Origin of the sequence: Massilia sp. METH4 (assembly GCF_037094685.1) — a bacterium.
Taxonomy (GTDB): Bacteria; Pseudomonadota; Gammaproteobacteria; order Burkholderiales; family Burkholderiaceae_D; genus Rugamonas.
This window is the reverse complement of the sequence record NZ_CP146614.1, coordinates 6,047,718-6,070,294: the sequence shown is the minus strand read 5'-3', so window position 1 is coordinate 6,070,294 and position 22,577 is coordinate 6,047,718. Positions and strand designations below refer to the sequence as shown.

General features: G+C 64.1%; 18 protein-coding genes and 1 pseudogene. 15 read left to right on the top strand and 4 right to left on the bottom strand.

Annotated features, from left to right (window positions below; genetic code table 11):
• Positions 1-193: 193 nt before the first annotated feature.
• The 6 genes from V6Z91_RS26445 to V6Z91_RS26420 all read left to right on the top strand — a co-directional run bounded on the left by V6Z91_RS26445 (position 194) and on the right by V6Z91_RS26420 (position 4,726).
• Positions 194-1,249 carry an NAD(P)-dependent alcohol dehydrogenase gene (locus V6Z91_RS26445; RefSeq protein WP_338763323.1) on the top strand — a complete coding sequence of 352 codons (1,056 nt, stop codon included), beginning with the start codon at positions 194-196 and terminating at the stop codon, positions 1,247-1,249.
• Positions 1,246-2,442: an MFS transporter gene (locus V6Z91_RS26440; protein ID WP_338763320.1), complete on the top strand. Its 1,197-nt coding sequence runs from the start codon at positions 1,246-1,248 to the stop codon at positions 2,440-2,442. The genes V6Z91_RS26445 and V6Z91_RS26440 overlap by 4 nt, the downstream gene beginning before the upstream one ends.
• Before the next feature lie 36 nt (positions 2,443-2,478).
• Entirely contained in the window at positions 2,479-3,372 is an 894-nt protein-coding gene (locus tag V6Z91_RS26435; RefSeq protein ID WP_338763318.1) for a LysR family transcriptional regulator, read from the top strand.
• Between the two features lie 178 nt (positions 3,373-3,550).
• Positions 3,551-3,904: a cyclophilin-like fold protein gene (locus V6Z91_RS26430; RefSeq protein ID WP_338763316.1), complete on the top strand. Its 354-nt coding sequence runs from the start codon at positions 3,551-3,553 to the stop codon at positions 3,902-3,904.
• Between the two features lie 9 nt (positions 3,905-3,913).
• The gene (locus V6Z91_RS26425) at positions 3,914-4,036 is read left to right on the top strand and encodes a hypothetical protein (protein WP_338763314.1); all 123 of its coding nucleotides are present in this window, start codon (positions 3,914-3,916) and stop codon (positions 4,034-4,036) included.
• 186 nt (positions 4,037-4,222) lie between these two features.
• Positions 4,223-4,726: a cupin domain-containing protein gene (locus V6Z91_RS26420; protein ID WP_338763312.1), complete on the top strand. Its 504-nt coding sequence runs from the start codon at positions 4,223-4,225 to the stop codon at positions 4,724-4,726.
• A 188-nt stretch (positions 4,727-4,914) separates the two neighbouring features.
• Here V6Z91_RS26420 and V6Z91_RS26415 read toward each other — a convergent pair whose 3' ends face one another.
• A complete protein-coding gene (locus V6Z91_RS26415) occupies positions 4,915-5,340 on the bottom strand; it encodes a cupin domain-containing protein (protein ID WP_338763309.1) in 426 nt (141 codons plus the stop codon).
• Between the two features lie 125 nt (positions 5,341-5,465).
• Here V6Z91_RS26415 and V6Z91_RS26410 point away from each other — a divergent pair, with 125 nt between their 5' ends.
• Positions 5,466-6,110, top strand: coding sequence for a response regulator transcription factor (locus V6Z91_RS26410; RefSeq protein ID WP_338763306.1), 645 nt, complete (start codon positions 5,466-5,468; stop codon positions 6,108-6,110).
• Positions 6,111-6,146: 36 nt separating this feature from the next.
• On the opposite strand, the gene V6Z91_RS26405 is transcribed toward V6Z91_RS26410, so the two are convergent.
• Together V6Z91_RS26405 and V6Z91_RS26400 are read right to left on the bottom strand one after the other, a co-directional pair.
• Entirely contained in the window at positions 6,147-7,115 is a 969-nt protein-coding gene (locus tag V6Z91_RS26405) for an alpha/beta hydrolase (protein WP_338763303.1), read from the bottom strand.
• 121 nt (positions 7,116-7,236) lie between these two features.
• Entirely contained in the window at positions 7,237-10,755 is a 3,519-nt protein-coding gene (locus tag V6Z91_RS26400) for a two-component regulator propeller domain-containing protein (protein WP_338763300.1), read from the bottom strand.
• On the opposite strand from V6Z91_RS26400, the gene V6Z91_RS26395 reads away from it, so the two are divergent.
• The 3 genes from V6Z91_RS26395 (at position 10,637) to V6Z91_RS26385 (ending at position 14,573) form a co-directional block, all read left to right on the top strand.
• Entirely contained in the window at positions 10,637-13,153 is a 2,517-nt protein-coding gene (locus tag V6Z91_RS26395) for a M1 family aminopeptidase (RefSeq protein WP_338772055.1), read from the top strand. The genes V6Z91_RS26400 and V6Z91_RS26395 overlap by 119 nt on opposite strands.
• 261 nt (positions 13,154-13,414) lie before the next feature.
• A complete protein-coding gene (locus tag V6Z91_RS26390) occupies positions 13,415-13,912 on the top strand; it encodes a cupin domain-containing protein (RefSeq protein WP_338763297.1) in 498 nt (165 codons plus the stop codon).
• 370 nt (positions 13,913-14,282) lie between these two features.
• Positions 14,283-14,573, top strand: a complete 291-nt coding sequence (locus V6Z91_RS26385) for a cytochrome o ubiquinol oxidase subunit IV (RefSeq protein WP_338763294.1) — start codon at positions 14,283-14,285, stop codon at positions 14,571-14,573.
• 117 nt (positions 14,574-14,690) lie between these two features.
• Here V6Z91_RS26385 and V6Z91_RS26380 read toward each other — a convergent pair.
• A pseudogene (locus tag V6Z91_RS26380) lies at positions 14,691-15,038 on the bottom strand (efflux RND transporter permease subunit); the annotation flags it as partial.
• Here V6Z91_RS26380 and V6Z91_RS26375 point away from each other — a divergent pair.
• The 5 genes from V6Z91_RS26375 to V6Z91_RS26355 all read left to right on the top strand — a co-directional run bounded on the left by V6Z91_RS26375 (position 15,037) and on the right by V6Z91_RS26355 (position 22,575).
• A complete protein-coding gene (locus V6Z91_RS26375) occupies positions 15,037-16,227 on the top strand; it encodes a non-reducing end alpha-L-arabinofuranosidase family hydrolase (RefSeq protein ID WP_338763291.1) in 1,191 nt (396 codons plus the stop codon). The pseudogene V6Z91_RS26380 and the gene V6Z91_RS26375 overlap by 2 nt on opposite strands.
• Before the next feature lie 111 nt (positions 16,228-16,338).
• Positions 16,339-16,974 carry a flavin reductase family protein gene (locus tag V6Z91_RS26370; protein ID WP_338763288.1) on the top strand — a complete coding sequence of 212 codons (636 nt, stop codon included), beginning with the start codon at positions 16,339-16,341 and terminating at the stop codon, positions 16,972-16,974.
• Between the two features lie 430 nt (positions 16,975-17,404).
• Positions 17,405-20,221 carry a TonB-dependent receptor gene (locus tag V6Z91_RS26365; protein ID WP_338763285.1) on the top strand — a complete coding sequence of 939 codons (2,817 nt, stop codon included), beginning with the start codon at positions 17,405-17,407 and terminating at the stop codon, positions 20,219-20,221.
• Positions 20,222-20,289: 68 nt separating this feature from the next.
• The gene (locus V6Z91_RS26360) at positions 20,290-21,831 is read left to right on the top strand and encodes a tryptophan halogenase family protein (protein ID WP_338763283.1); all 1,542 of its coding nucleotides are present in this window, start codon (positions 20,290-20,292) and stop codon (positions 21,829-21,831) included.
• 30 nt (positions 21,832-21,861) lie between these two features.
• On the top strand, positions 21,862-22,575 hold the full coding sequence (locus V6Z91_RS26355) for a SapC family protein (RefSeq protein WP_338763280.1): 714 nt from the start codon (positions 21,862-21,864) through the stop codon (positions 22,573-22,575).
• Positions 22,576-22,577 lie beyond the last annotated feature (2 nt).

Below are 22,577 nucleotides of genomic sequence, written 5' to 3'. Positions count from 1 at the left end.
CAGCGCCTGCCTATCCGATGACCATCCAGATACAAAAGAACTGGTCATTCATGAGCGTGGCTCATAAGGCCAAGCAATCCGCAACCCATGCCATCGCCGTGCCAACGGCTACCATAACGTCAATGCATCAGTTCCGCGTACAACTTCCGCACCGGGGCCATCCCGCGCAGTACACAATATCGAAAGTATCCCCATGACAGTCAAAGCCATCGGCGCCCATGCCGCCGACAAAGCCCTGGAAGCAATGGACATCGTGCGCCGCGCGCCGGGCCAGCATGACGTGCAGATCGACATCGCATTTTGCGGCGTCTGCCACTCCGACCTGCACACGGTGCGCGGCGAGTGGGCAGGTACCCTGTTCCCATGCGTGCCGGGCCACGAAATCGTCGGCCGCGTCTCCGCGGTAGGTCCGCACGTGCGCGGATTCCAGGTCGGCGACCTTGTCGGGGTCGGCTGCATGGTCAACAGCTGCCGGCACTGCGCCGACTGTGGCGAAGGCCTGGAAAATTATTGCGACGGCATGGTGGGCACCTATAACGGCAAGACGCCCGACGCACCCGGCCACACGCTGGGCGGCTACTCGGAACGGATCGTTGTACACGAACGCTATGTATTGCACGTGCGCCACCAGCCCGAACAGTTGGCCGCGGTCGCGCCGCTGCTGTGCGCCGGCATTACCACATATTCGCCGCTGCGCCACTGGAATACCGGCACGGGCAAGCGTGTCGGCATCGTCGGCATCGGCGGCCTTGGCCACATGGGCATCAAGCTGGCCCGGGCGATGGGTGCCCACGTGGTGGCCTTCACCACTTCTGCAGCGAAGCGCGCCGACGCGGAGGGGCTGGGTGCGCATGAAGTGGTTGTCTCGCGCGATGCCGATGCGATGGCCGCGCAGGCCGGCTCGCTTCACCTGATCATCGATACGGTGGCTGCCCCGCACGACCTCGACGCGTACCTGTCGCTGCTGCGCCGCGACGGAACGATGGTGCTGGTCGGCGCGCCGGCCACGCCGCATCCGTCGCCCCAGGTATTCAACCTGATCATGAAACGCCGCGCGCTGGCGGGCTCGATGATCGGCGGAATTCCCGAGACCCAGGAAATGCTCGACTTTTGCGCGGCGCACGGCATTGTTGCGGACATCGAGATGATCCGGGCCGACGAGATCAACGAGTCCTACGAACGCATGCTTGCGGGCGACGTCAAGTACCGCTTCGTGATCGACAGCGCAACCCTGCGAGGTGGCCGATGAACCGGCACGGTTCAACGGCTGCATTGCCTGCCGCTGGCACGCCAGCGGCCTGGGGCGGTGTCTTTGCCCTGGCGCTCGGTGCCTTTGTGCTGGTGTCCTCGGAATTCATGCCCGTTAGCCTGCTGACCCCGGTAGCGACGGACCTCCATGTCAGCGAAGGCCAGGCTGGGCTGTCGATCGCCGTCTCCGGCGCCTTCGCCCTCGTGACGAGCCTGTTCATCTCGTCGCTGGCGGGCGAACTCGACCGCAAGCTGCTCCTGCTCGCGCTGACCCTGCTGATGATCGTTTCCGCATCGATCGCGGCGTTCGCCCCGAACTATGCGAGCTTCATGATCGGCCGTGCCTTCATCGGCGTCGCCATCGGCGGATTCTGGTCCATGTCCGCCGCGACGGCAATGCGGCTCGTACCGCTCGACAAGGTGCCGAAGGCGCTCGCCATTGTCAATGGCGGCAATGCGCTGGCAACCGTCATCGCCGCCCCGCTGGGCAGCTTTCTCGGCGCAATGGTCGGTTGGCGAGGTGCGTTCTTTTGCGTGGTTCCGGTCGCCGTGGCCGCGCTGGCGTGGAAGCTGGCCAGCCTGCCGCCGATGCCTGCCGGGCGCCAGCAGGGGACGGGCAATCTCTTCTCGCTGTTGAAGCGCCCGCCGGTCGCACTGGGCATGATCGCGTCGAGCCTGTTCTTCATGGGCCAGTTCGCGCTGTTCACCTACCTGCGGCCGTTCCTGGAAACGGTGACGACGCTCGACGCGGCCGCGCTGTCGCTCATGCTGCTGCTGGTCGGTGCCAGCGGCTTCGCGGGCACCATCCTGATCGGCTCGTTCATCAAGGGCGGCCGGCTGCAACGCACGCTCGTCGTGATCCCCCTGCTGATGGCGGCGGTGGCGCTTGCGCTGATCGCGGGCGGGGCCTCAACCGGCGTTACCGCGCTGCTTCTTGCGCTGTGGGGATTGCTCGGTACTTCGGCGCCGGTCGGCTGGTGGACCTGGGTGGCGCGGACGCTGCCGGAAGATGCGGAAGCCGGCGGCGGACTGCTCGTCGCCGTCGTGCAGCTGGCCATCGCGGCCGGCGCCACCGCCGGTGGTATCCTGTTCGATGGCCACGGCTACCGGGCGACGTTCGGCGCCAGCGCGGCGATCCTCGTCGTCGCCGCCGGCTTCGCGCAGCTGGCTGCACGAGCGGCGCGGTCGAAATAAAGCGATCCTCGATACAGCAGACGACGTCGGAGGCTCATGGCACGCGAAAACATCAACGACATTCTGGTATTCCTTGCCGTGGCAAGGGAGCGCAGCTTCACCAGGGCGGCGGGCAAGCTGGGCATGACCCAGTCGGCGCTCAGCCATATCATCCGCGGCCTGGAGGCGCGGCTTGGCGTACGCCTGCTCACCCGGACCACGCGCAGCGTCTCGCCAACCGAGGCGGGCGAAAGGCTGCTGCAGAACGTGGGGCCCCGGCTGGAGGAGATCGAAGCCGAGATCGCCGCCGTCAGCGATCTTGGCGACAAGCCCGCGGGCACGATCCGGATCACCGCCATCGATCACGTGATCGACAAGATCGTATGGCCACGGCTGTCACCGGTGCTTGCCCAGTATCCCGACATCCACCTGGAATTATGCGGCGACTATCGGATGGTCGATATTGCGGCGGAGCGGTTCGACATCGGCATACGCTTCGGCGACCAGGTGGAGAAGGACATGATCGCAGTACGGATGACCCCGGACCTGCGGCTCATGATCGTCGGATCGCCGGCATATTTCTCGCGCCGCCCGATACCGGCGTCGTTGAAGGACCTTCACAAGCACAACTGCATCGGCTTGCGACTGGCAAGCAGCGGCGGCATCTACGCGTGGGAACTCCGGCACGAAGGCGCGGACGTGGAACTGCGCCCGCATGCGCAGATCGTGTGCAGCAGCGCCTATCAGATGGTCAACGCCGCGCTCAGCGGCAACGGCCTGGCGTTCGTTACGGAAGACCTGGCCGCCGACCATGTGCGGGCAGGGCGCCTGGTGAGCGTGATGGAAGACTGGTGCGGCGCCTTCCCCGGCCTGCATGCCTATTACCCGAGCCGCCGCCACGCGTCGCGCGCCCTGGCGCTGGTGATCGATGCCCTGCGCCGCAAGGACTGACGGCGATGGCGCCAGCCGCGCAGTTACGGCTTCCTGCCCCAGGCGCAGGCTGAACCGAGGAGAAACGATGAGCATCGAGCGAGCCATCAGGTTTGCTGTGGCAGCGATCTTCGTCGCCGTTCCGGCATTGCACGCCGCACCGGCAACGGATTTGCCAGCGACAAAGGAAAGTAATCTCATGAAGGTACGGATCGACATCGATGGCACGTCCGTCACGGCCAGCCTCGACGACAACCGGACAGCGCGGGATTTCGTCGCGCTGCTGCCCCTGAAGCTCACGCTGGAAGACTACGGCAACAAGGAAAAGATCGGTTACCTGCCGAGGAAGCTGGCAACCGACGACGCGCCGGACGGCACGGAACCGTCGTCCGGCGACGTTACCTACTATGCGCCGTGGGGCAATCTCGCCATCTTCCACGGCGATTTCCGGCACTCGACGGGCCTGGTCAAGCTGGGCCGGATCGATGCGGGCATCGACGTGTTCCGTCGCCGCGGACCCGTTAACGTGACGATCAGCGTCGCGAGCGACTGAAGCAAGCGCATGGTGAATCCCATCGTGCTCGGCACGATGACATTCGGCGAACTGACCGACGGGGCGAGCAGCTTGCGCAGCATGGATGAAGCCGTCGACGCCGGAATCAACCTGTTCGACGTGCGCCGGTAGCTGGTGCCTGCCCGGCGGCCTTGCCAATTGATTAGCCACCTTCATGAGGCTATGGTTGCCAGTTCATCAAATCCTTTGGTCGTGCGCCCTATACTGCATCCAGCCAGCGGTCCCCTGGCGCCGTCGCGGCGTTCCCCGGTTTGGACCAGGCTGGCGAAACCGCCGTAACCCGCACCAGGAGATTCAATGAAGCATTCGCTGTTTTCGCCATCCGTCATCCCGAAAGGAATCCTGATTGGTGCCGCGCTGATCGCCCTGCAGTATGGCAGTGCCGCGGCGCAGGACAACGCGCAGTCGATCGCCCGCGCCGGTTCACAGACGGCATCGGCCGGCCCCGCGGAAAACTTCACCGGCCAGGTCCGCGTCGAGCCGCTGTGGCCCAGCAGCGCCGGCATCAGCGCCTCGGGCGCCTACGTCACGTTCGAGCCCGGCGCGCGGTCGGCATGGCACGTGCATCCATCCGGGCAGCGGCTGGTCGTGACCGCCGGGCACGGCCTTACGCAGGAATGGGGCAAGCCCGTGCAGCAGCTGTACGCAGGTGACGTGGTCTGGTGCCCACCAGGCATCAAGCACTGGCACGGCGCTGCCCCTGGTGCGAGCATGACCCACCTGGCCGTGACCGGCATGGCCGACGGCAAGGGAGTGAACTGGCTGGAGAAGGTCAGCGATGAACAATATCGGGGGCGTTGAGCCAGCCCGCCCCAAGCGACCGTGGCGCGCGGGAATCGATACCGGCCGGCGAAGCACTGCCGGCGGGAGCATGGACCCGGTCGAGTTCGCCATCCTGAACGATACCCAGGTCGATCCGGAAAAGCCCGAGCGGCCGTTCGCGCAGCGCCACCTGGTCGAACGCCCACGGCTTCCTGCCGGCCGTAGCGTCACTCGGCGAGAACGACCACAGGCTTGCTCTTCTCGACGATATACGTCGCCAGTTCCGCCGTGACACCGGAAGAGACGTTCTTCGCGGAGTGCACCGCGCCCGCCGGGATATGCAGCGATTCTCCTGCCTGGAGCGTGATCGTCTTGCCGTCCAGTTCGTACTCGATCTTGCCGCTCAATACATACGCGATTTCCACGCCAGGGTGGGAATGCTTGGGAAACGACGCGCCAGGGGCGAAGTCGACCCGTACCTGTATCGCTTCCCGGTTGCCGTCGAAATCGCGCCGCACGGTCTCCGTGCGGGCAATGCCCTGCGCATCGAACTTCGGCTTGGCAACCGATTGCGCAAGCGCGTGCGGCGTGGCCTGCACACAGAGAAACGCCGCGAGCACGGCAGCCTTGAAATGACGGGTGGTGGGTTTCATCGTTTTCCTTTCATGATGGGTGAATGAACATATCGGCGGTTCGTTGAACCGCCTGGAGCAATGGATTGCAGCAAGGATCGGACGTGTAATAAACTTCGCTTCATCCTGTACTCCGGAGTATTGATTTGCGCGCTTCCGCCTCCTGCAACATGCCGCCCATCCGCGTCCTGGTGGTCGACGACCATCCCATCGTTCGGGCTGGCCTCGTCGACACGATCGGCGGGCAGTCCGACATGGCAGTGGTCGCGGAACTCGAGGATGCGGTGCGCCTGCGGGAGTCATACGAGGCCTTGCGACCGCATGTCACGATCATGGACATCGCCATGCCCGAAGTCGACGGTATCCAGGCCCTGGAAGCACTGCGCAGCCAGCATGACAACGCGCGCGTGATCATGCTGACGGCACTCGCCGGCGACCATCAGCTGCGCCGCGCCATGGAACTCGGCGCTTCCGGCATCCTGATGAAGAGCAGCATCCGCCAGGATCTGCTCGATGCCATCCGCGCCGTGCACGCCGGGCGGCGCTGGATTCCGGCCGACGTGGCGCGGGCGCTGGTCGAACATCTCGGGCAGCCACACCTGAGCGAGCGGGAGATAGCGGTGCTGCGCAGTGCGGCCGCCGGCAATGGGAACAAGCAGATCGGCGTACGGCTTGGCATCGCGGAAGATACGGTCAAGACGCACATGCGTACCATTCTGCAGAAGCTGGACGCACGTGACCGGACGCACGCGGTGGCGATCGCCGTCAAGCGTGGCATCATCTCCCTCTGACCCTGCCGTGTCGCCGCGTGGTCCGATTCACAAGGGTCAGGCAAGGCCTTTCTTGAGGAAGGCCAGCAAACCGTTGTTCACCTGGTCCTTGTGGGTATCCGTCAAGCCGTGCGGCGCGCCCGGATACACCAGCAGCCTGGCGTGCTTGACGATGCCGGCGGAGGCGCGGCCCGAGGAATCGACCGGCACGATCTGGTCGTCGTCACCGTGGATGATCAGTGTCGGCTTGTCGAACTTTTTCAGATCGTTACGGAAATCGGTTTCCGAGAAAGCCTTGATCGAGTCGAAGGTATTCTTGTGGCCAGCCATCATGCCTTGCATCCACCAGCTGTCGATCAAGGCTTGCGATACCTTGGCACCGGGGCGATTGAAACCGAAGAACGGGCCGCCGGCGATATCCTTGTAGAGCTGGGAACGGTTGGCGACCGACCCGGCGCGGATGCCGTCGAACACCTCGCGCGGCAGGCCGCCCGGATTGTCGGCGGTCTTCAGCATGAGCGGTGGAACGGCTGACACCAGTACGAGCCCGGCCGTCCGCTTCGTGCCATGGCGGCCGACATAGCGCGCCACTTCGCCACCACCGGTCGAGAAGCCGACCAGCACGGCATTCTTCAGGTCCAGCGTCTCGATCAGGTGCGCCAGGTCGTCGGCGTAATGGTCCATGTCGTTGCCGTCCCAAGGCTGGCTGGAGCGGCCATGCCCCCGGCGATCATGGGCAATGCACCGGTATCCCTGGTTCGCCAGGAAGAACATCTGCGATTCCCAGCTATCCGAGTTCAGCGGCCACCCGTGCGAGAACACGACGGGCTGGCCATTCTTCGGGCCCCAGTCCTTGTAGTAGAGCGTGACGCCGTCGCGCGTCACAAGCCTGGCCGTTTCGCGTGCCGGCGTGGCCGCAGCCGTGGCATTGAGCGAGACACCCGCCGCGGCGGCGCCTGCGGCGGCGGTGGCTGCACTCATCAGTACGTTGCGGCGCAACGGGTTCGGGGAAACGTGATTGGTCATATCTTCTCTCTTCGGTTAATGGCTGACATCGTTTTCAGACCAGCACAGCTTACCGGTGGAGTTTCCCGCCGTATTCGTCACCCCGAGCGCATTGCCGCTCACTCTTTCGAGCGGCCGCCGCCTATGCCGTCGAGGCTGGTGCGCGCCCCCGTGCGCGCAAACGGCGAAACAGGGTTGCCGAGCGACGCCCCGGATAAGCCATTTCGCCTTCGATGTCCAGATGAACCGTCGTGCCCTCTCCGGGCAGGGATTCGATGCTGCACGCGGCGCCGATCGCCGCCGCGCGCTCCCGCATGCCGGCGATGCCGAAGTGCCCGGGCCGTCCGCCCGCCTCCTGTATGGCGGGTGGCATGCCGCACCCATCGTCGCGCACCACCACGACCAGCCTGTCCGACCGGTAATCGACGATGAGCTCGACCCGGTTTGCGCCGGCATGGCGCGAAGCGTTGAACAGCGCTTCGCGTACGATGGCCGACAGCTCGGTGCGGACCCTGGGGGCTACTGCCCGGGGCTTGCCATGGATCCGCGATGCAAATTGCTCCGGCATCAGTACCTGGCCGTACTGCGCCAGCGAATCGCCCAGTTCGGCCGGTTCGCTGGCGGCGCGCAAGTCGGTGATGCAGTCGCGTCCTTCGCGCATCAAGGCATCGGCCAGGTCCAGCGTCTGTTCGAGCTTGCCTCGCTCCTCCGAGCCGATGGGCAGCTTGCGGACCTGCTGGTCGAACAGCATGATCAGCCCCTGCACGCTTTGCAGCAAGGTGTCATGCAGGCCCCGTGCGATGCGCTCGCGCTCCGCCAGCCTCGTATGCATCAAGTCCACCATCCTGGCGGTCAGCCTGCGTACACGCAACAGGTACAGTGCCGCCAGCAGCACCAGACCCAGCAGCACCATCAGCACGCGGAACCAGGCGGTTTCCACGAAAGCCGGCGGCAGGACGAGATCCAGCGTTGCGCCTCCTTCGTTCCATACGCCATCTTCGTTCGCAGCCGTGACGTGGAAGCGGTAGTTGCCGGGCGGGAGATGCGTATAGATCGCCTCGCGCCGCGAGCCGGCATCACGCCAGCTTTCATCGACTCCTTCCAGCTTGTAGCGGAAGCGTACCCGCTCGGGAATGGCGAGGCTCAATGCCGTATAACGGATCTGCAGGTCACGCCGGCCGATGGGCAGGCGCATACCATCTTCCACCGGATACGCGACGTCTCCGGAACGAACCGACAGCAGCTGTACCGGTGGGGCAAGGCCGTTGCGAGGGATGCGGGCAGGGTCGAGGGTGGCGACTTCACTGGCGGTCGCAAACCACAGCCGGCCGTCGCTGCTTCGCGCCAGGGAAGGCAATGGCCGCAACTGCTCGGCGCTGCCTACCAGCCCATCGAGGGCGTCGAATCGCTCGTACGGCAATGGCCAGGCGGGGGAACGAAACAGCCGCTCGAGGTCTTCCGCAGCGATGCGGCTGATGCCATCGGAGCCATGCAGCCACAGGTCGCCCCCGGGCGTGCGTACAATACCCGAGATGCCACGCAACGGCTGGTCGCCAGCCGGCGTCACGGCATGCCACCTTTGCCCGTCGTACCACGCCAGGCCGTGTTGGCCGCCCGCCCAGATCCGCGTTCCGTCGACCAGCAGGGCTAGTACATTCCCGAGCGCCAATCCAGCCTTCGCATCGAAGACCTGAACCCTGTCGCCATCGATCATGGCAATCCGGTTGCGCAGGTAAGCGGCCCAGATGCGGCCTGCCGGATCGGCCACCAACGCCAGGGCAAGGCCATCCGGCAGGCCGCTCAGGCCGCCGTTCCTGGTCCACACATCGCCCTCGACACGGAACAGGCCGACAAGTGACATCGATACCCACATCCGCCCCTGGCGATCGTTCACCATTGCCTGAGTGTCGTAACCCGCCACATGTTTTGGATGCGGGAACCGTACCGACGCCCCCGACAAGGTCCGATACCAGCGCGCCTGGTTGTTGGCCAGCCAGAGCTTGCCATCGGGTGCCCGGTATGCCGCGCTCAATTCCATGGGGCCCAGCGTTTCGCGTACTCCGTTCGCATCGTAGCGACGCAGCGGCTGGCGGTTGTCTCCGATAAGAATACCTCCGCGATCATCCGCGACGATCCCCGGGCGGTCGAACGCCTGGGCGACGGATACCGATCGCAGCCGGGTGCGCCGCAGGCGGTCGAGGCCAGCTGAAGTGCCCACCCAGATATTGCCTTCCCGGTCCTCGAAAATGGTCTGGATCAGAGGACCGCTCAGGCCGTTTACACGTGTCAGTTGCTGTGCCCCCGACTCCAGGCCGGCGTAAGGCGCCTTGCGCCGCTCCAACGCGTCGACTTTCAGAATCCACATATTGCCTTCGCGGTCGAACATCGCGCCGTTACCCCCCAATTCGGCGCGCGGCTGCGGATTGCCCGGTGGTGGGCCGGTCAGCACGCGGTAGTGCTTGTCGATCCCGTCCGATCCCCAGATTGTCCCATCCGGAGCTTCGGCCATTGCCATCAGGTCGATGTAGGGCCATGCCCGCCGGTAGTGTGACGATCCTGGGTTCCGGTAGTACATTCCGCCCTCGACCGAGACCCACTGGCGCCCATCCCGGCCATAGAGGATCTGGCGCGTACGCGTCACCGGCAATCCCTCGGCCGCGCCAATGCGGCGAAAGCGCGAGGCACCTTTTGGCAGGTGCCCGAGGCCACTGCTGGTCGCGACCCAGACACTGCCGTCCGGCCCCTCCGTCATGGTCATCACTGCCCCAGCAGGCAGGCCGTCAGACTGGTCGAACTCGCGCGCCTCGTTTGCGGAGAACACACTGATTCCACCAAAGCGCCCGCCGACCCATAACCGGCCGTCACGCGTGACCAGCAGTGCCAACGTATTGGTCGAGTGCAGGGGATGGCCCCACACTTTATCCGTTCGTTCGAAATCAAGACCGTCGAAGCGAAACAGGCCGTGGGGCGAGCTGACCCATAGCCATCCGTCGGGAGTCTGCGCAAACTGCACGACATCGGCCGGCGCGCCTCGCTGTCCATGCCACGCCGTATGCGCATACTCCGTCAGAAGGTGCGCACTGGCTTTTGTCATTGGCGAAAAAAAGAGCAGCGTAAGGAAAAGCCACCAGACCTTGCGGCAGAAAATAGTAGGGACCATGCTGCGAAACGTTGGGAACAATGCGATTGCTAACTCATCCATTTTAATCCCGGTCGCTTTACCGTCTCCAGTGCGAAAGACTTTTCTGCCGAAGATTCGACCGGGTGTCACCTGGAAAGAGCGGCGATAAGCCACGGGAGCGTTCGATTTCGGTGCGTCGCGATCACTCTTTTTAGCGATCCACATATAACAGGATGGACTTAGCATTGGCGCTTTCACCGAGGAGCGCGTAATGCGCATCAGTCTGTTGAGCTTGGCCGTGGCCCTATCCATGGCATCTATATCGCAACCAACCCTGGCACAATCGACCGCGCCAGCCGTATTTGAATTCGCCAGCGCGCCTGGCCGGCTGCCGAAGAACGTCGTGCCGATCCGGTACGACATCCAGCTCACCCCGAATGCCGCAGCGCGAACCCTGTCCGGCCGCGAAAAAATCGTGCTCGCCATCACTTCGCCCACCGCTACCATCCAGTTCAATTCGCTGAACCAGAAGCTGACCAATGTCCTCTTCGACGGCAAGCCCGTGAAGTCGGTGGAATCCAGCGACGAGAAGCAGCTCACCACCGTTACGCTGAACGCGCCGGCGCTGCGAGGGCGCCACACCCTCACGTTCGATTACACCGGCAAGATCGAAACCAAGCCGGTGGGCCTGTTCGCCCAGCCGTACAAGACACCCGACGGAATCGACGGAGAATTGCTCAGCACGATGTTCCAGGCGACCGATGCGCGCCGCATGTTCCCATGCTGGGATGAACCGGCCTTTCGCGCCGTGTTCACGCTGACGGTAACGACCCCCGCCAGTTGGGCGGTGTACTCGAACATGCCGCAAGCCTCGCGCACGGTCGCTGGCGAACTGGCCACCACCAGTTTCGAGCCGACGCCCAAAATGCCGACCTACCTGCTCGAATTCACTGGTGGAAACCTCGGGGAAATCAGCGCCGAACATAACGGCACGCACTTCAACGTGGTCGCAGTCAAGGGCCAGGAGGAGGGCGGCAGGGTGGCGCTCGAGACAGCGCAGCAGATCCTTGACGATTACAACGATTACTTCGGCGTGAAGTATCCGCTCCCAAAGCTGACATCGATCGCGGTGCCGGGCGGTTTCAGCGGCGGCATGGAAAACTGGGGCGCGATCACCTACAACGACCAGGTACTGCTCGTTACGCCGTCCAGTACGCTGGCCGCCCGCCAAAAGGTCTTCTCGATCCAGGCGCACGAGATGGCGCATCAGTGGTTCGGCGACCTCGTGACGATGGGATGGTGGGACGAAATCTGGCTGAACGAAAGCTTCGCGTCCTGGATGGCCGCGCGCGAGACCGACCTGCGCAATCCCGACTGGAAGTGGTGGGAACAGCAGGACGAAAGCAAGGAAAAAGCGATGGCCGCGGATGCGCGGGCCAGCGTGCAACCGATCCTCAAGCACGTGGTCAGCGAGCTCGATGCAATGAGCTCATTCGACCCGGCCATTGTCTATAACAAGGGACAGTCGGTGCTGCGCATGCTGGAGCACTACATGGGGCCGGACTCTTTCCGCCTGGGCATCCGCAACTACATGAAGAAGCATGCTTACTCGAATACGCTTGGAGGCGACCTGTGGAAGGCATTGGACGCCGTCAGCAAGAAAGGTCGCACGGGCGGCAAGATCAGCGCCCTCGCCACCTCGTGGACGACGCAGCCGGGCTTCCCGCTCGTGTCGGTGACGGCGAGCTGCGACGCGGACGGCAAGCGCACCGTTGCAATGACGCAGCAGCGCTTCCTGCTGCAAGGCCTCGGTACCGGCAAGGGCAGCTGGCAGGTGCCGCTGCAGGTGCGCAGCGGCAGCGGCGTGGCGAAGCCGGTGCTTCTGACCGGGGCGAAGCAGCAGATCGAAGCGGGGAGTTGCGGGGAGACGCTCACTGTCAATGCGGACGCCATCGGCTACTTCCGCGCGGCCTACGACCCGGCGACGCTGGCGCTGAACACTCGCCACTTCGCCACCCTGACGGACGGTGACCGTATCGCCATGCTGGACGACCAGTGGGCACTGGCGCAGGCTGGCGCGGCTCCACTGGAAAGCTATCTGGCGTTGGCTTCCGCCATGGGAAGCATACATAACCAGCGCTCCTGGGACCAGGTTACCGGTGTGCTGGGTACGATCGAGGCTTACCAGCGTGGCGCGCCGGGCCATGCCGCGTTCAAGGCATACGCCCGCAACCTCGTCAAGCCGTTGGTGCAGCAGCTCGGCTGGGATGCCCGCCCGGACGACACGCCCGGCATCCAGAAGCTGCGGCGCACGGTGCTCGGCCAGTCTGGCCTATGGGGCGATGACGCGACGATCGCCGAAGCGCGCAGGCGCTTTGCCGCCTTCCTCGCGGACCGCGGGGCCATTGGTCCGGACGACCAGGTCATGGTGCTGTCGATCGTCGCGGCAGTTGCCACGCCCGCCGAGTTCGAGCAGTTGCATGCGATCGCGAAGAGCGCGGTGAACGAGACGGAATTACGGCGCTTCTACCAGGCGCTGACGCTGGTGCGCGATCCGGCACTGGCAGCCAAGGTGGGCGCCATTATCGTATCGGACGAGATTCCAAAGCAGGCCGGCACGGCGCGCCTGCCGCTGCTGGCAAGGCTGGTGGAGGAGCACCCGGAACTGGCGTGGGATCTCTTCACGAAGAACGTCGATGCGCTGCTGGAACCTTACGAGCCTTTCGGACTGACGTTCCTTGTCCAGGAGGCTCCGGAACTGTTCTGGCGTGCCGCGCCGCCGGACCAGCTGGAAGCGTGGATCAAGGCAAAGGCGCCGGCGGAGATGGCGCCGCAACTGGCGCGCAGCATGGAGACGGTCCGCTCGAAACACGCGCAACAAGGCCTGATGCGCAAGGCCGCTGACGCCGCAGTGTCCGCGGAAGCGACCGCACGCTGAGGTCTGCGTGCCACGCCCCGGTTGACAGCGCCCCGTCCAAGGCCCGTCGCCGACTGGCAACGAGAAGCCGCTCGCGTTCGATGTAGTGCTTCCCGTCCAAAAAATTGCGGCGAGTCGTCGGGTTTGAGGATACTGTCTCAGTGAAGAGGCACGCTACCGGGACACCCTGGCCGGCGCCTACCTCGCAATAGTGGTGGCTGGGCATATGGAACACCGACCCGTAGCCACCGGAACCATAGCCTACTGACCTGCCAGACATCCATGACGCTCCAAACTGAACCGGAAGATCTCATCTCCCTCTTGTCGCTGATACCTCATCCGGAAGGCGGCCATTTCAGGGAAACTTACCGAAGCCAGAACCGCGTGACCAGGGAGGGGAGCGGGATCACCCGCTCCGCCTCGACTGCGATCTATTACCTCCTGCGCGGAAGGGAGCGGTCGACATGGCACCGGATTCGATCGGACGAGATGTGGCATTTCTACGCAGGCGTGGCGATCCGCATCTACGTGCTGGAGCCGGATGGAGGGCTCGACATTGTCCTGTTGGGTAATCCGTTGCAGCATGAGGGCGCGAATTTCCAGGCGCTGGTACCGGCCGGCCACTGGTTCGCTGCTGAATGCGCGGAGCCCGAGGGCCACAGTCTGGTGGGGTGTACGGTTGCACCGGGTTTCGAGTTTGAAGAATTCGAGATTGCCGACGAGGGGCTGCTCGAACAGCGTTGGCCCGAGCATCGCGAACTGATAGCACGCCTCGCATAAAAAGATGTGACCGAGCAGGCCTGCGTGGGGTCGGCATGGACCTTGCGCAGACCGTTATATTGCGCGCATCGAACGCGCCCCGTTTCCGCCGCGTCTGACGCGCACTCACCGGGGAAGCGTCCCCCCGCGCCAGCCGCACCGGGAAGTGTCATCTTGCATGGCAGCCAACTGGGACATTTTGCCTCATTGCATGGAAGTTGCTTTCAAGTAGCATGCGCCAGTATGTGAGGCAATGCTAGTTACTCATAGGCATGCACTCACTCCCTGTTCGATGTCTTTTGTCAGGATCATCGAGTGCCCCTGTGCTGGTGGCAGGTCGCGCCCTGATCTGGACTGGCAACTTCACCACCGTTTATTCCCTGGATTTCGTATGACCACGCGCGCAACCATTTCTTCTTCGTCTCACGGCAGCATCGGCCGCTATGCGATCCGCCTGGGGTTGTCTCTCCTGCTGGCCGTCGGACCGTTGGCCGCGGTCATGGCCGGTTTCGTGCCGCGCGAAGTTCGCCTGCCCGCCATCGTCGTGCTGTGCGCAGGTCACCTGCTGATGCAGCTCGTGTGGTTCTGGCACCCAGGTACGCGCAAGGACCACCGCGAGAACACCGCGAACTTCGTCGGCATCGGCCTGGTGATGGCGGCCATGCTCGCGGATTTGCTGTAGGCGATGCATGGCGCGAACGCCTGTATGATGCCGATTCCGATCACTTCGCAGGCCGCACGCCTTCGTGACTGATCATTATCGCGCATGTCATCCGTCCTTCAGTTGTCCCGACATGGTCATGCCCACCTTGAATAAGACATCGTTCGGCAAGCCCCGTACCAGCACCGCCGCGACCGCGCCCAGCAGGCCGAGCAGAACGACCAGCATGACGGCCCCCGGAATCGACCAGCTCTCGTACAGCGCCGCGAGGACCAGGAACACGACCAGCATCGACAAGGCCATCAGCATCGGCGCCTCGGACGCCGACCGGCCCTCCTGCAGCGACTGCCCCGTCCAGGCCAGCGCGAATAAAGGCACGAATTGTTCAACTATTTGCAGTTTGTGAACAACTTCCACAGGCGAGCTATCAGCCGGTCCGCCAGTTCTTCTAGCCTGAGCGTTTTCCACGACTCCAGAGAAGACCATGAAGCTGTTGTCCACGCCAGGCGCGCCCCTGGAAACCAGATTGTCCGTCGGGTGCGGCGGCACCGCGGCGCCCGCACTTCCGACCCCGCCCGACCGCCGGCACCGTCCTTCCCGCGCCACGATGAAATCGACTGGCCGATTCCGGATAATGACCGTGCTCCCGTTCCTGCTCTTCTCCGCGGGTGCGGGCGCGGCGGACAAGGCAGTACCGGAGAGAGCGGCCTCGTTCAAATGGATGTCCAGTGCGCCCTTGATCGCTCCGGGTGCGGATCAAGCCGGCCTGTACGGATTGAAGGACCCGTCCATCGTCCGTGTCGATGGCAGGTACCATGTGTTCATGACGACCGCCGGGGAAAAGGGCTGGGGTGTCGCCTACACCAGTTTCAAGAACTGGGCCGATGCCGGCACGTCGCCCGTCTTTCCGCTGGAACGATCGGCGATGGGGCCCGGCTATCGTGCCGCACCACAGGTCTACTACTTCGCCCCGCAGCAATTGTGGTACCTGGTGTACCAGGGTGGAGATCCCTTGTATTCGACCACGCGGACACTGGGCGATCCGAGCTCATGGAGCGTACCCAAGCCATTTTTCAACACCGCCCCGGCAATCGTCAGGCAGCGAACCGGACACGCGGAATGGCTCGATTTCTGGAATATCTGTGACGAGAAGAAGTGCTACCTGTTCTTCACGGACGACCAGGGAAAGTTTTTCCGGTCCGAGACCGCCATTGCCGACTTCCCACACGGCTTCTCCGATCCGGTCCTGGTCATGAAAGCCGACAAGCGTGACGACATGTTCGAGGCCAGCAATACCTACAAAGTGGCCGGCGCGGATGCCTACATCACCCTCATCGAGGCAATGGGCCCGAAAGGGCGTTATTTTCGAGCCTGGAAGAGCAGGGCGCTGGACGGGGAATGGACGCCCCTGACCGGCGACAAGATGAACGTATTCGCCAGCGCCGACAACGTGACATACCGTGGCCAAGCCTGGTCTGAAGGCGTTTCCCACGGTGAACTGATCCGTTCCAGTAACGACCAGACCCTCACCATCGATCCTTGCAAACCCTTGGAGTTCCTTTATCAAGGCCTGCTTGCAGGAAGCAATGAAAAAGATTATCTCAAGCTACCATACCGCCTGGCCGTGATTACAGCCGATGGGCCGAACCCGATCAGCGCGATGTGCGTGAGGTGAATGACCGGTAGTGACCGGCGTACATGCGGGCGAGCGCCCTGCCCACCTGCCGCTATCATTCCAGTCAAGCTGGCGGCCCGACGCGGCGGCAGCCCTTTTACCGGAGAACATGTGAACGACGACTACCATTTTTACGAACCCACGCGCGGCCATGGCCTGCCGCACGATCCTTTCAATGCCATCATCGGTCCGCGCCCCATCGGCTGGATCTCGACACGCGGCGCAGACGGCGTGCTCAACCTGGCACCGTACAGCTTCTTCAATGCCTTTAACTACGTGCCGCCCATCATCGGGTTCTCCAGCCAGGGCCGCAAGGACACGCTGCGCAATATCGAGGCAAGCGGGGAGTTCGTGTGGAACCTGGCGACGCGCCCATTGGCCGAGGCGATGAACCTGAGCTGCGCGCCCGCGCCGCCAGAGATCGACGAATTCATGCTGGCTGGCCTGACGCCGGCACCCTCGAGCGTCATCGACACACCGCGCGTGGCCGAGTCACCGGTGGCATTCGAATGCCGTACGACGCAGATTATCGCCCTGCAATCGACTAGCGGCGCCGCGACCGGCAACTGGCTGGTGCTGGGCGAGGTGGTGGGCGTGCACATCGCGCGGCACCTGCTCAAGGATGGCATCTACGACACCGCCGGTGCACGGCCGATCCTGCGCGGAGGAGGGCCGGCTGACTACTTCGAGATCACTCCCGAGCAGTTGTTCCGCATGCGCCGGCCGGACTACCCGATCGGGCAATAATCCATCCATGCCGCGCTCCGTCGAATCGGCGAGCGCGAGCTTGAGCCTCACCCAACAGTGTAGTAAAACTAAGCAGGTGTTAGCGAGGCATCTCGGGATGCGTGCGTCTCCTGCATCGCCGGCGGCTGGCAGGTGAGACGGCGACTTGCAAGTTGTACTCCGACCTCATGCTCAGACAATGGGTACCCCACGGAGGAGTTGTGGTGGCATTTATCACAACTTCGCTGGAAAAGGAATCTGCTGTACCAAAACTACATCATCCCCCGAATTCCCGTTCCATAAGCTTGCAGTATTGACATACCATCGCTCTTCACCGGCATGTGGCGCGCGTGTCACCTTCCTGTCCCTGCCGGCCTGCTCTGCTCGCGCCACCCACGGCGCGAGAGTCTTCCCCCCTGACATAAAAATCAACAAGGAGTAGAGGAGCGACATGAGAAAAAATAGAAACGTTTCCAATGCCGTCCTGGCGTTGACGGCAATGCTGGCGGCGGCGCACAACAGCGCGGCCCAGGAGGCCGCGCCCCCTGGGACCGCCGAGGGCGCAAGCAACGCAGGCAGCACTACGGTGGTCGTCAAGGGCATCCGGCGCAGCCTGATCAACTCGCTCGACACGAAGCGCGAAGGCAACGGCATCGTCGACGCCATTTCGGCCGAAGACATCGGCAAGTTCCCCGACCAGAACCTGGCCGAATCGCTGCAGCGCATCACCGGTGTATCGATCGACCGCTCCGGCGGCGAGGGCAGGCAGGTCACCGTGCGCGGCTTCGGGCCGGACTTCAACACCGTGCTGGTCAACGGCCGCCAGGTCGCCTCGGAGAACGAGAACCGCGCCTTCAACTTCGATACCGTCTCGGCCGACCTGGTCAACAGCATCAACGTCTTCAAGACGGGAACGGCGACCCAGCAGTCCGGCGGCATCGGCTCGACCATCAACATCACCACGGCCAGGCCGCTGAGCCTCGGCGGCTTCAGGGTAGCCGGTACGGTCAAGGCGCTGCACGACGACAATAGCAGCGAGACGACGCCCGAATATTCGCTGCTGGTCAGCGATACCTTTGCGCAGGGCAAATTCGGCGCCTTGCTGGCGGTGTCGCGCAAGAAGGCCAGGACGCGCCTGAACCAGGCGCAAACGGATGGCTGGCTGACCAATGCGGGTATCCCCACGGCCGAATTGAACGGCGGCGCCGGCTTCGCGGGCGCCGTGTTTTCGCCCCGTAACTACGACACCAAGGTCACGTTCGAGGAACGCACCCGCACCAATGCCAACCTGGTGCTGCAATACCGGCCATCGAGTGCCCTCACGCTGACGGCCGACGCGCTGTATTCCGACTTCGACATCAAGACCGATGCCACGTCCTACGGCCACTGGTTCACCGCGCCGAACGTGCAGCGTGCCCGCACCGATGGCAACGGCACGATCACGGACCTGTACCAGGAACTGGGGCTGGCGACGGACTTCCATGCGAAAAAGTTCGACCGGCTCACCAGCACCAAGTCGTTCGGCCTGCAAGCGGACTGGAAGATTTCGAACAAGCTCAATTTTGTCTTCGATGCGTGGAAATCCGATGCGAAGCGCGAGCCCAACAACGGCGGTGGCGACCAGCTGTCGCTGATCGGCTACAAGAACCGCGCGCGCTTCCAGTCCGATTCGGCCACGCTGCCCTGGGTGAGCGAATTCGCCGAGCCGGCGACGGGGCTAGTGTACGAATACGATGCGCAGGGACGGCCGATCACCCACGCCGTCTCGAATTACCTCGATCCGGCCAACGCGCGGCCGCACGTGATGCTGCGGCGCGGCTGGGCCGTCGACGACGCGATCCGGCAGTACAAGGTCGACGGCGTGTGGAAGGAGGGCAGCAGCGAAGGCCTCGTCTCGGCCCGCTTCGGCCTGCAGCGCTCGCAGGAGACCAAGGCACTGACCCGCTGGGACAACGAAGGCGTCGGCATCCACTGCACGTACTGCGGCTATCCGGACTCCCCGGCTATCCCCGCCGGGACGCTCAGCGTGTTCAACGCGGGCAGCGACTTCCTGAGTGGCGTCAGCGGCAGCGGCCGCACGCCGACGTCGTGGCTGCGCCATGACGGCGAGAAGCAGTTCGCCTTCGTCGAGCAGCAGAGCGGGAAAAACTTCGACGCGGTAGTGCGCGACAACTCCTATGCGGTCGAAGAGAAAACCACTTCGGCCTACCTGGAACTGGCGTTCGGCGGCACGCTGGCCGGCAGGCCCGTGCAGATGACGGCCGGCGCGCGGGTGGAACACACGGACATCAAGGTCTCGGGCACCCAGGGCAATATCGAGCGGCTGAACGTGCTCGATGCCACGGAGCTCAGTGCCGTGTATGGCGCCAAGTCGGCCATCAACGTCAGCAATTCGTACTACTCGGTGCTGCCGAACCTGAACGCGAACATCGAACTAACGGACACGCTGGTGGCGCGCGTGGCCGCCTACCGGTCGCTGACGCGGCCGCGCCTGGACGACCTGTCGCCTGCCACCAATATCGTCACGACGCGCCCCGGCACGCTGACCGCCAGCTCCGGCGATCCCACGCTGAAACCCTTCGAGGCGAACAACCTCGACCTGTCGCTGGAGTGGTACTACAAGCCGGCCAGCTACCTGTCGGGCGGCTTCTTCTGGAAGGACGTGAGCAATTTCATCGTGTCCAGCAACACGACCCGGCAATTCAACACGAGCACCGGCGTGCTGACCGACCCCAGCACGGGCACCGACAGGCTCGCGCCCGATCCGGCCGACAGCCCGGCCGTGTTCACCCTGACCCGGCCGAGCAATGGGCCGTCGGCGGTGGTGCACGGCTTCGAGCTGGCCGTGCAGCACACGTTCGACAACGGCTTCGGCTTCATCGTCAACGGTACGATCGTGCGCAGCGACTCCGACCTGAACCCGGCCGACATCAACCAGAAGTTCGCGGTGACCGGCATCAGCGATTCGGCCAATGTCGTCGGCTTCTACGAACGCGGGCCGGTCCAGCTGCGCGTGGCCTACAACTGGCGCGACAAGTTCCTGCAATCGCTCACCCAGCAGAACGGCGACGGCGTGACACAGGTGGCGGCCTACGGCCAGTGGGACCTGAGCGGCAGCTACGAGCTGTCGAAGAACCTGTCGCTGGTGTTCGAGGCAACCAACCTGAACGAAGCGGTGGTCAAGAAATACGGCCGCTACACCAATCAGTTCCTGCTGGCGGAAGACAGCGGCCGGCGTTTCGCGCTCGGACTGATCGCGAAGTTCTGACGTGAGGGGAGGGACGCCGACTTCGCGCCGGCGCCCCTCGCTTGCAACCGCTTCAATCAGAGGCAGACATGAACCAGCATATCAAACACATCGTCATCGTCGGCGGCGGCGCGGCCGGCTGGATCACGGCGGGGCGCATCGCGGCGAAGCATGCGCGGCCGGACAGCGGCGTCACCGTCACGCTGGTCGAATCGCCCTCCATCGGCCCGATCGGCGTGGGCGAGGGGACCTGGCCCACGATGCGCAGCACGCTGATGAAAATGGGGATTTCGGAAACGGACTTCATGCGCGAATGCGACGCGACGTTCAAGCAGGGCGCCAAATTCGCGCGCTGGGTCGACGGCAGCGCGGACGATTCCTACTACCACCCGCTGATGCTGCCGCAAGGCTTCGGCCAGCTCGACCTGGTGCCTTACTGGCAGACGGCCTGCGCCGGCCGCTCGTTTTCCGACACCGTATGCCTGCAGGAGCAGGTCTGCGAGCACGGACTGGCGCCGAAGATGATCACGACGCCCGAATACGCGTCGGTGGCCAACTACGCCTACCACCTCGATGCCGGCAAGTTCGTCGGCTTCCTGACGCGCCATTGCACGGCAAAGCTCGGGGTGACGCACGTCCTGGCCGACGTCACCGCAGTGAAGAGCGCGCCGAACGGCGATATCGCGGCGATCGTCACCGCGCAGCAGGGCGAGATTGCGGGCGACCTCTTCATCGACTGCACGGGTTTTTCGTCGCTCCTGCTGGGCAGGCACCTGGACGTGCCTTTCGTCGACCGCAGCGATGTGCTGTTCATCGACAGGGCCATTGCCGCCCAGGTGCCATACGATCGGCCGGACGCGCCGATCGCCACGCACACCATCTCGACCGGCCAGGCGGCCGGCTGGATCTGGGATATCGGCCTGGTGACCCGGCGCGGCATCGGCTATGTCTATTCCAGCCGGCACACGAGCGACGACGAGGCGGAAGCCGCGCTGCGCAAGTACATCGGGCCGGCGGGCAAGACGTTCGCCACGCGCCGCATTCCGATCCGTTCCGGCCATCGCCAGCTGTTCTGGAAAAACAATTGCGTGGCGGTGGGGCTGGCCGCCGGCTTCCTGGAACCGCTGGAAGCATCCGCCCTGGTGCTGGTGGAACTGTCGGCCGACATGATCGCCGAGCAGTTGCCGGCCAGCCGGGACATCGTGGACATCGTCGCCCGCCGCTTCAACGACACCTTCTTGTACCGCTGGGAGCGGATCATCGACTTCCTGAAGCTGCACTACATCCTCAGCAAGCGCACCGACAACGCATTCTGGACCGATAACCGGGCGCCGGAAACCATTCCCGACAGCCTTCAGGACCTGATGCGCCTGTGGCGCTACCGCCCGCCCGGCAACTGCGACTTCACCAGCAATAACGAGGTGTTCCCGGCCGCCAGCTACCAGTACGTGCTGTACGGCATGGGCTTCAGGACCGACCCGGAATTTCTTCGGCCGTCGGCCGGCGAGCAGCGCGCCGCGCAGGAACTGCTGGCGCAGAACGGCGCGGCCGTCAGGAAGGCGCTGAAAATGCTGCCGGCTCACCGCGACCTGATCGCGAAAATCCACGCGTACGGCTTGCCGACGGTCTAAGCGCCCCACACAAGAACAAAGGAGACAGGCATGGCACATCTGGTTGCACTGGACAACAAGGCGCATCGGCAGGTTCGCGTGAACGGCGCGCGGGCGGAGGCGGCCGGTGCCGGCCTGAACATGGTGCCCGTGGTGGTGAGCGAGTTCCTCAAGCTTGTCGTCCAATACCCGATCGCGTTTACGAAGGACAAGGACACGGGCCGCTTCGCCTGCGTCGCGCTGTTCGGCTTTCACGACGGCGAAAACCTGTTCGTGGATGAAGGACGATGGGACGCGATCTACGTGCCGCTTCAGGTCGCGCGGCAGCCGTTCTTCCTCGGGAAGGCCGGGGAAGGCGAGCACTTCGTCGTGTGCATCGACACCGGGCACGCCGGCATCGGCGACGACGGCGAGCGGATCTTCGATGCCGACGGCCAGGAAACGGCGTATCTCGAGGAAGCCAAGGGGCGGCTGGCCGAACTGCTCGATGGCGAAGCGCCGACCCGGCAATTCATCGACACGCTCGTCCACCTCGAGCTGCTGGTGCCCATGCAGCTGGAAATCACGTTCGGGAACGGCGACACGACGCAGGTGCAGGGCTTGTACACGATCGACGAAGCCCGCCTGGCACAACTCGATGGGGACGCGGTCGCCACGCTGCACGCGCAGGGTTTGCTCGGCCCGATCTACACGATGCTGGCGTCGCTCGGCCACATCTACGCGATGATCGACCGGCGCAACAAGCGCCTGGCGCGGGAGGCGTAATC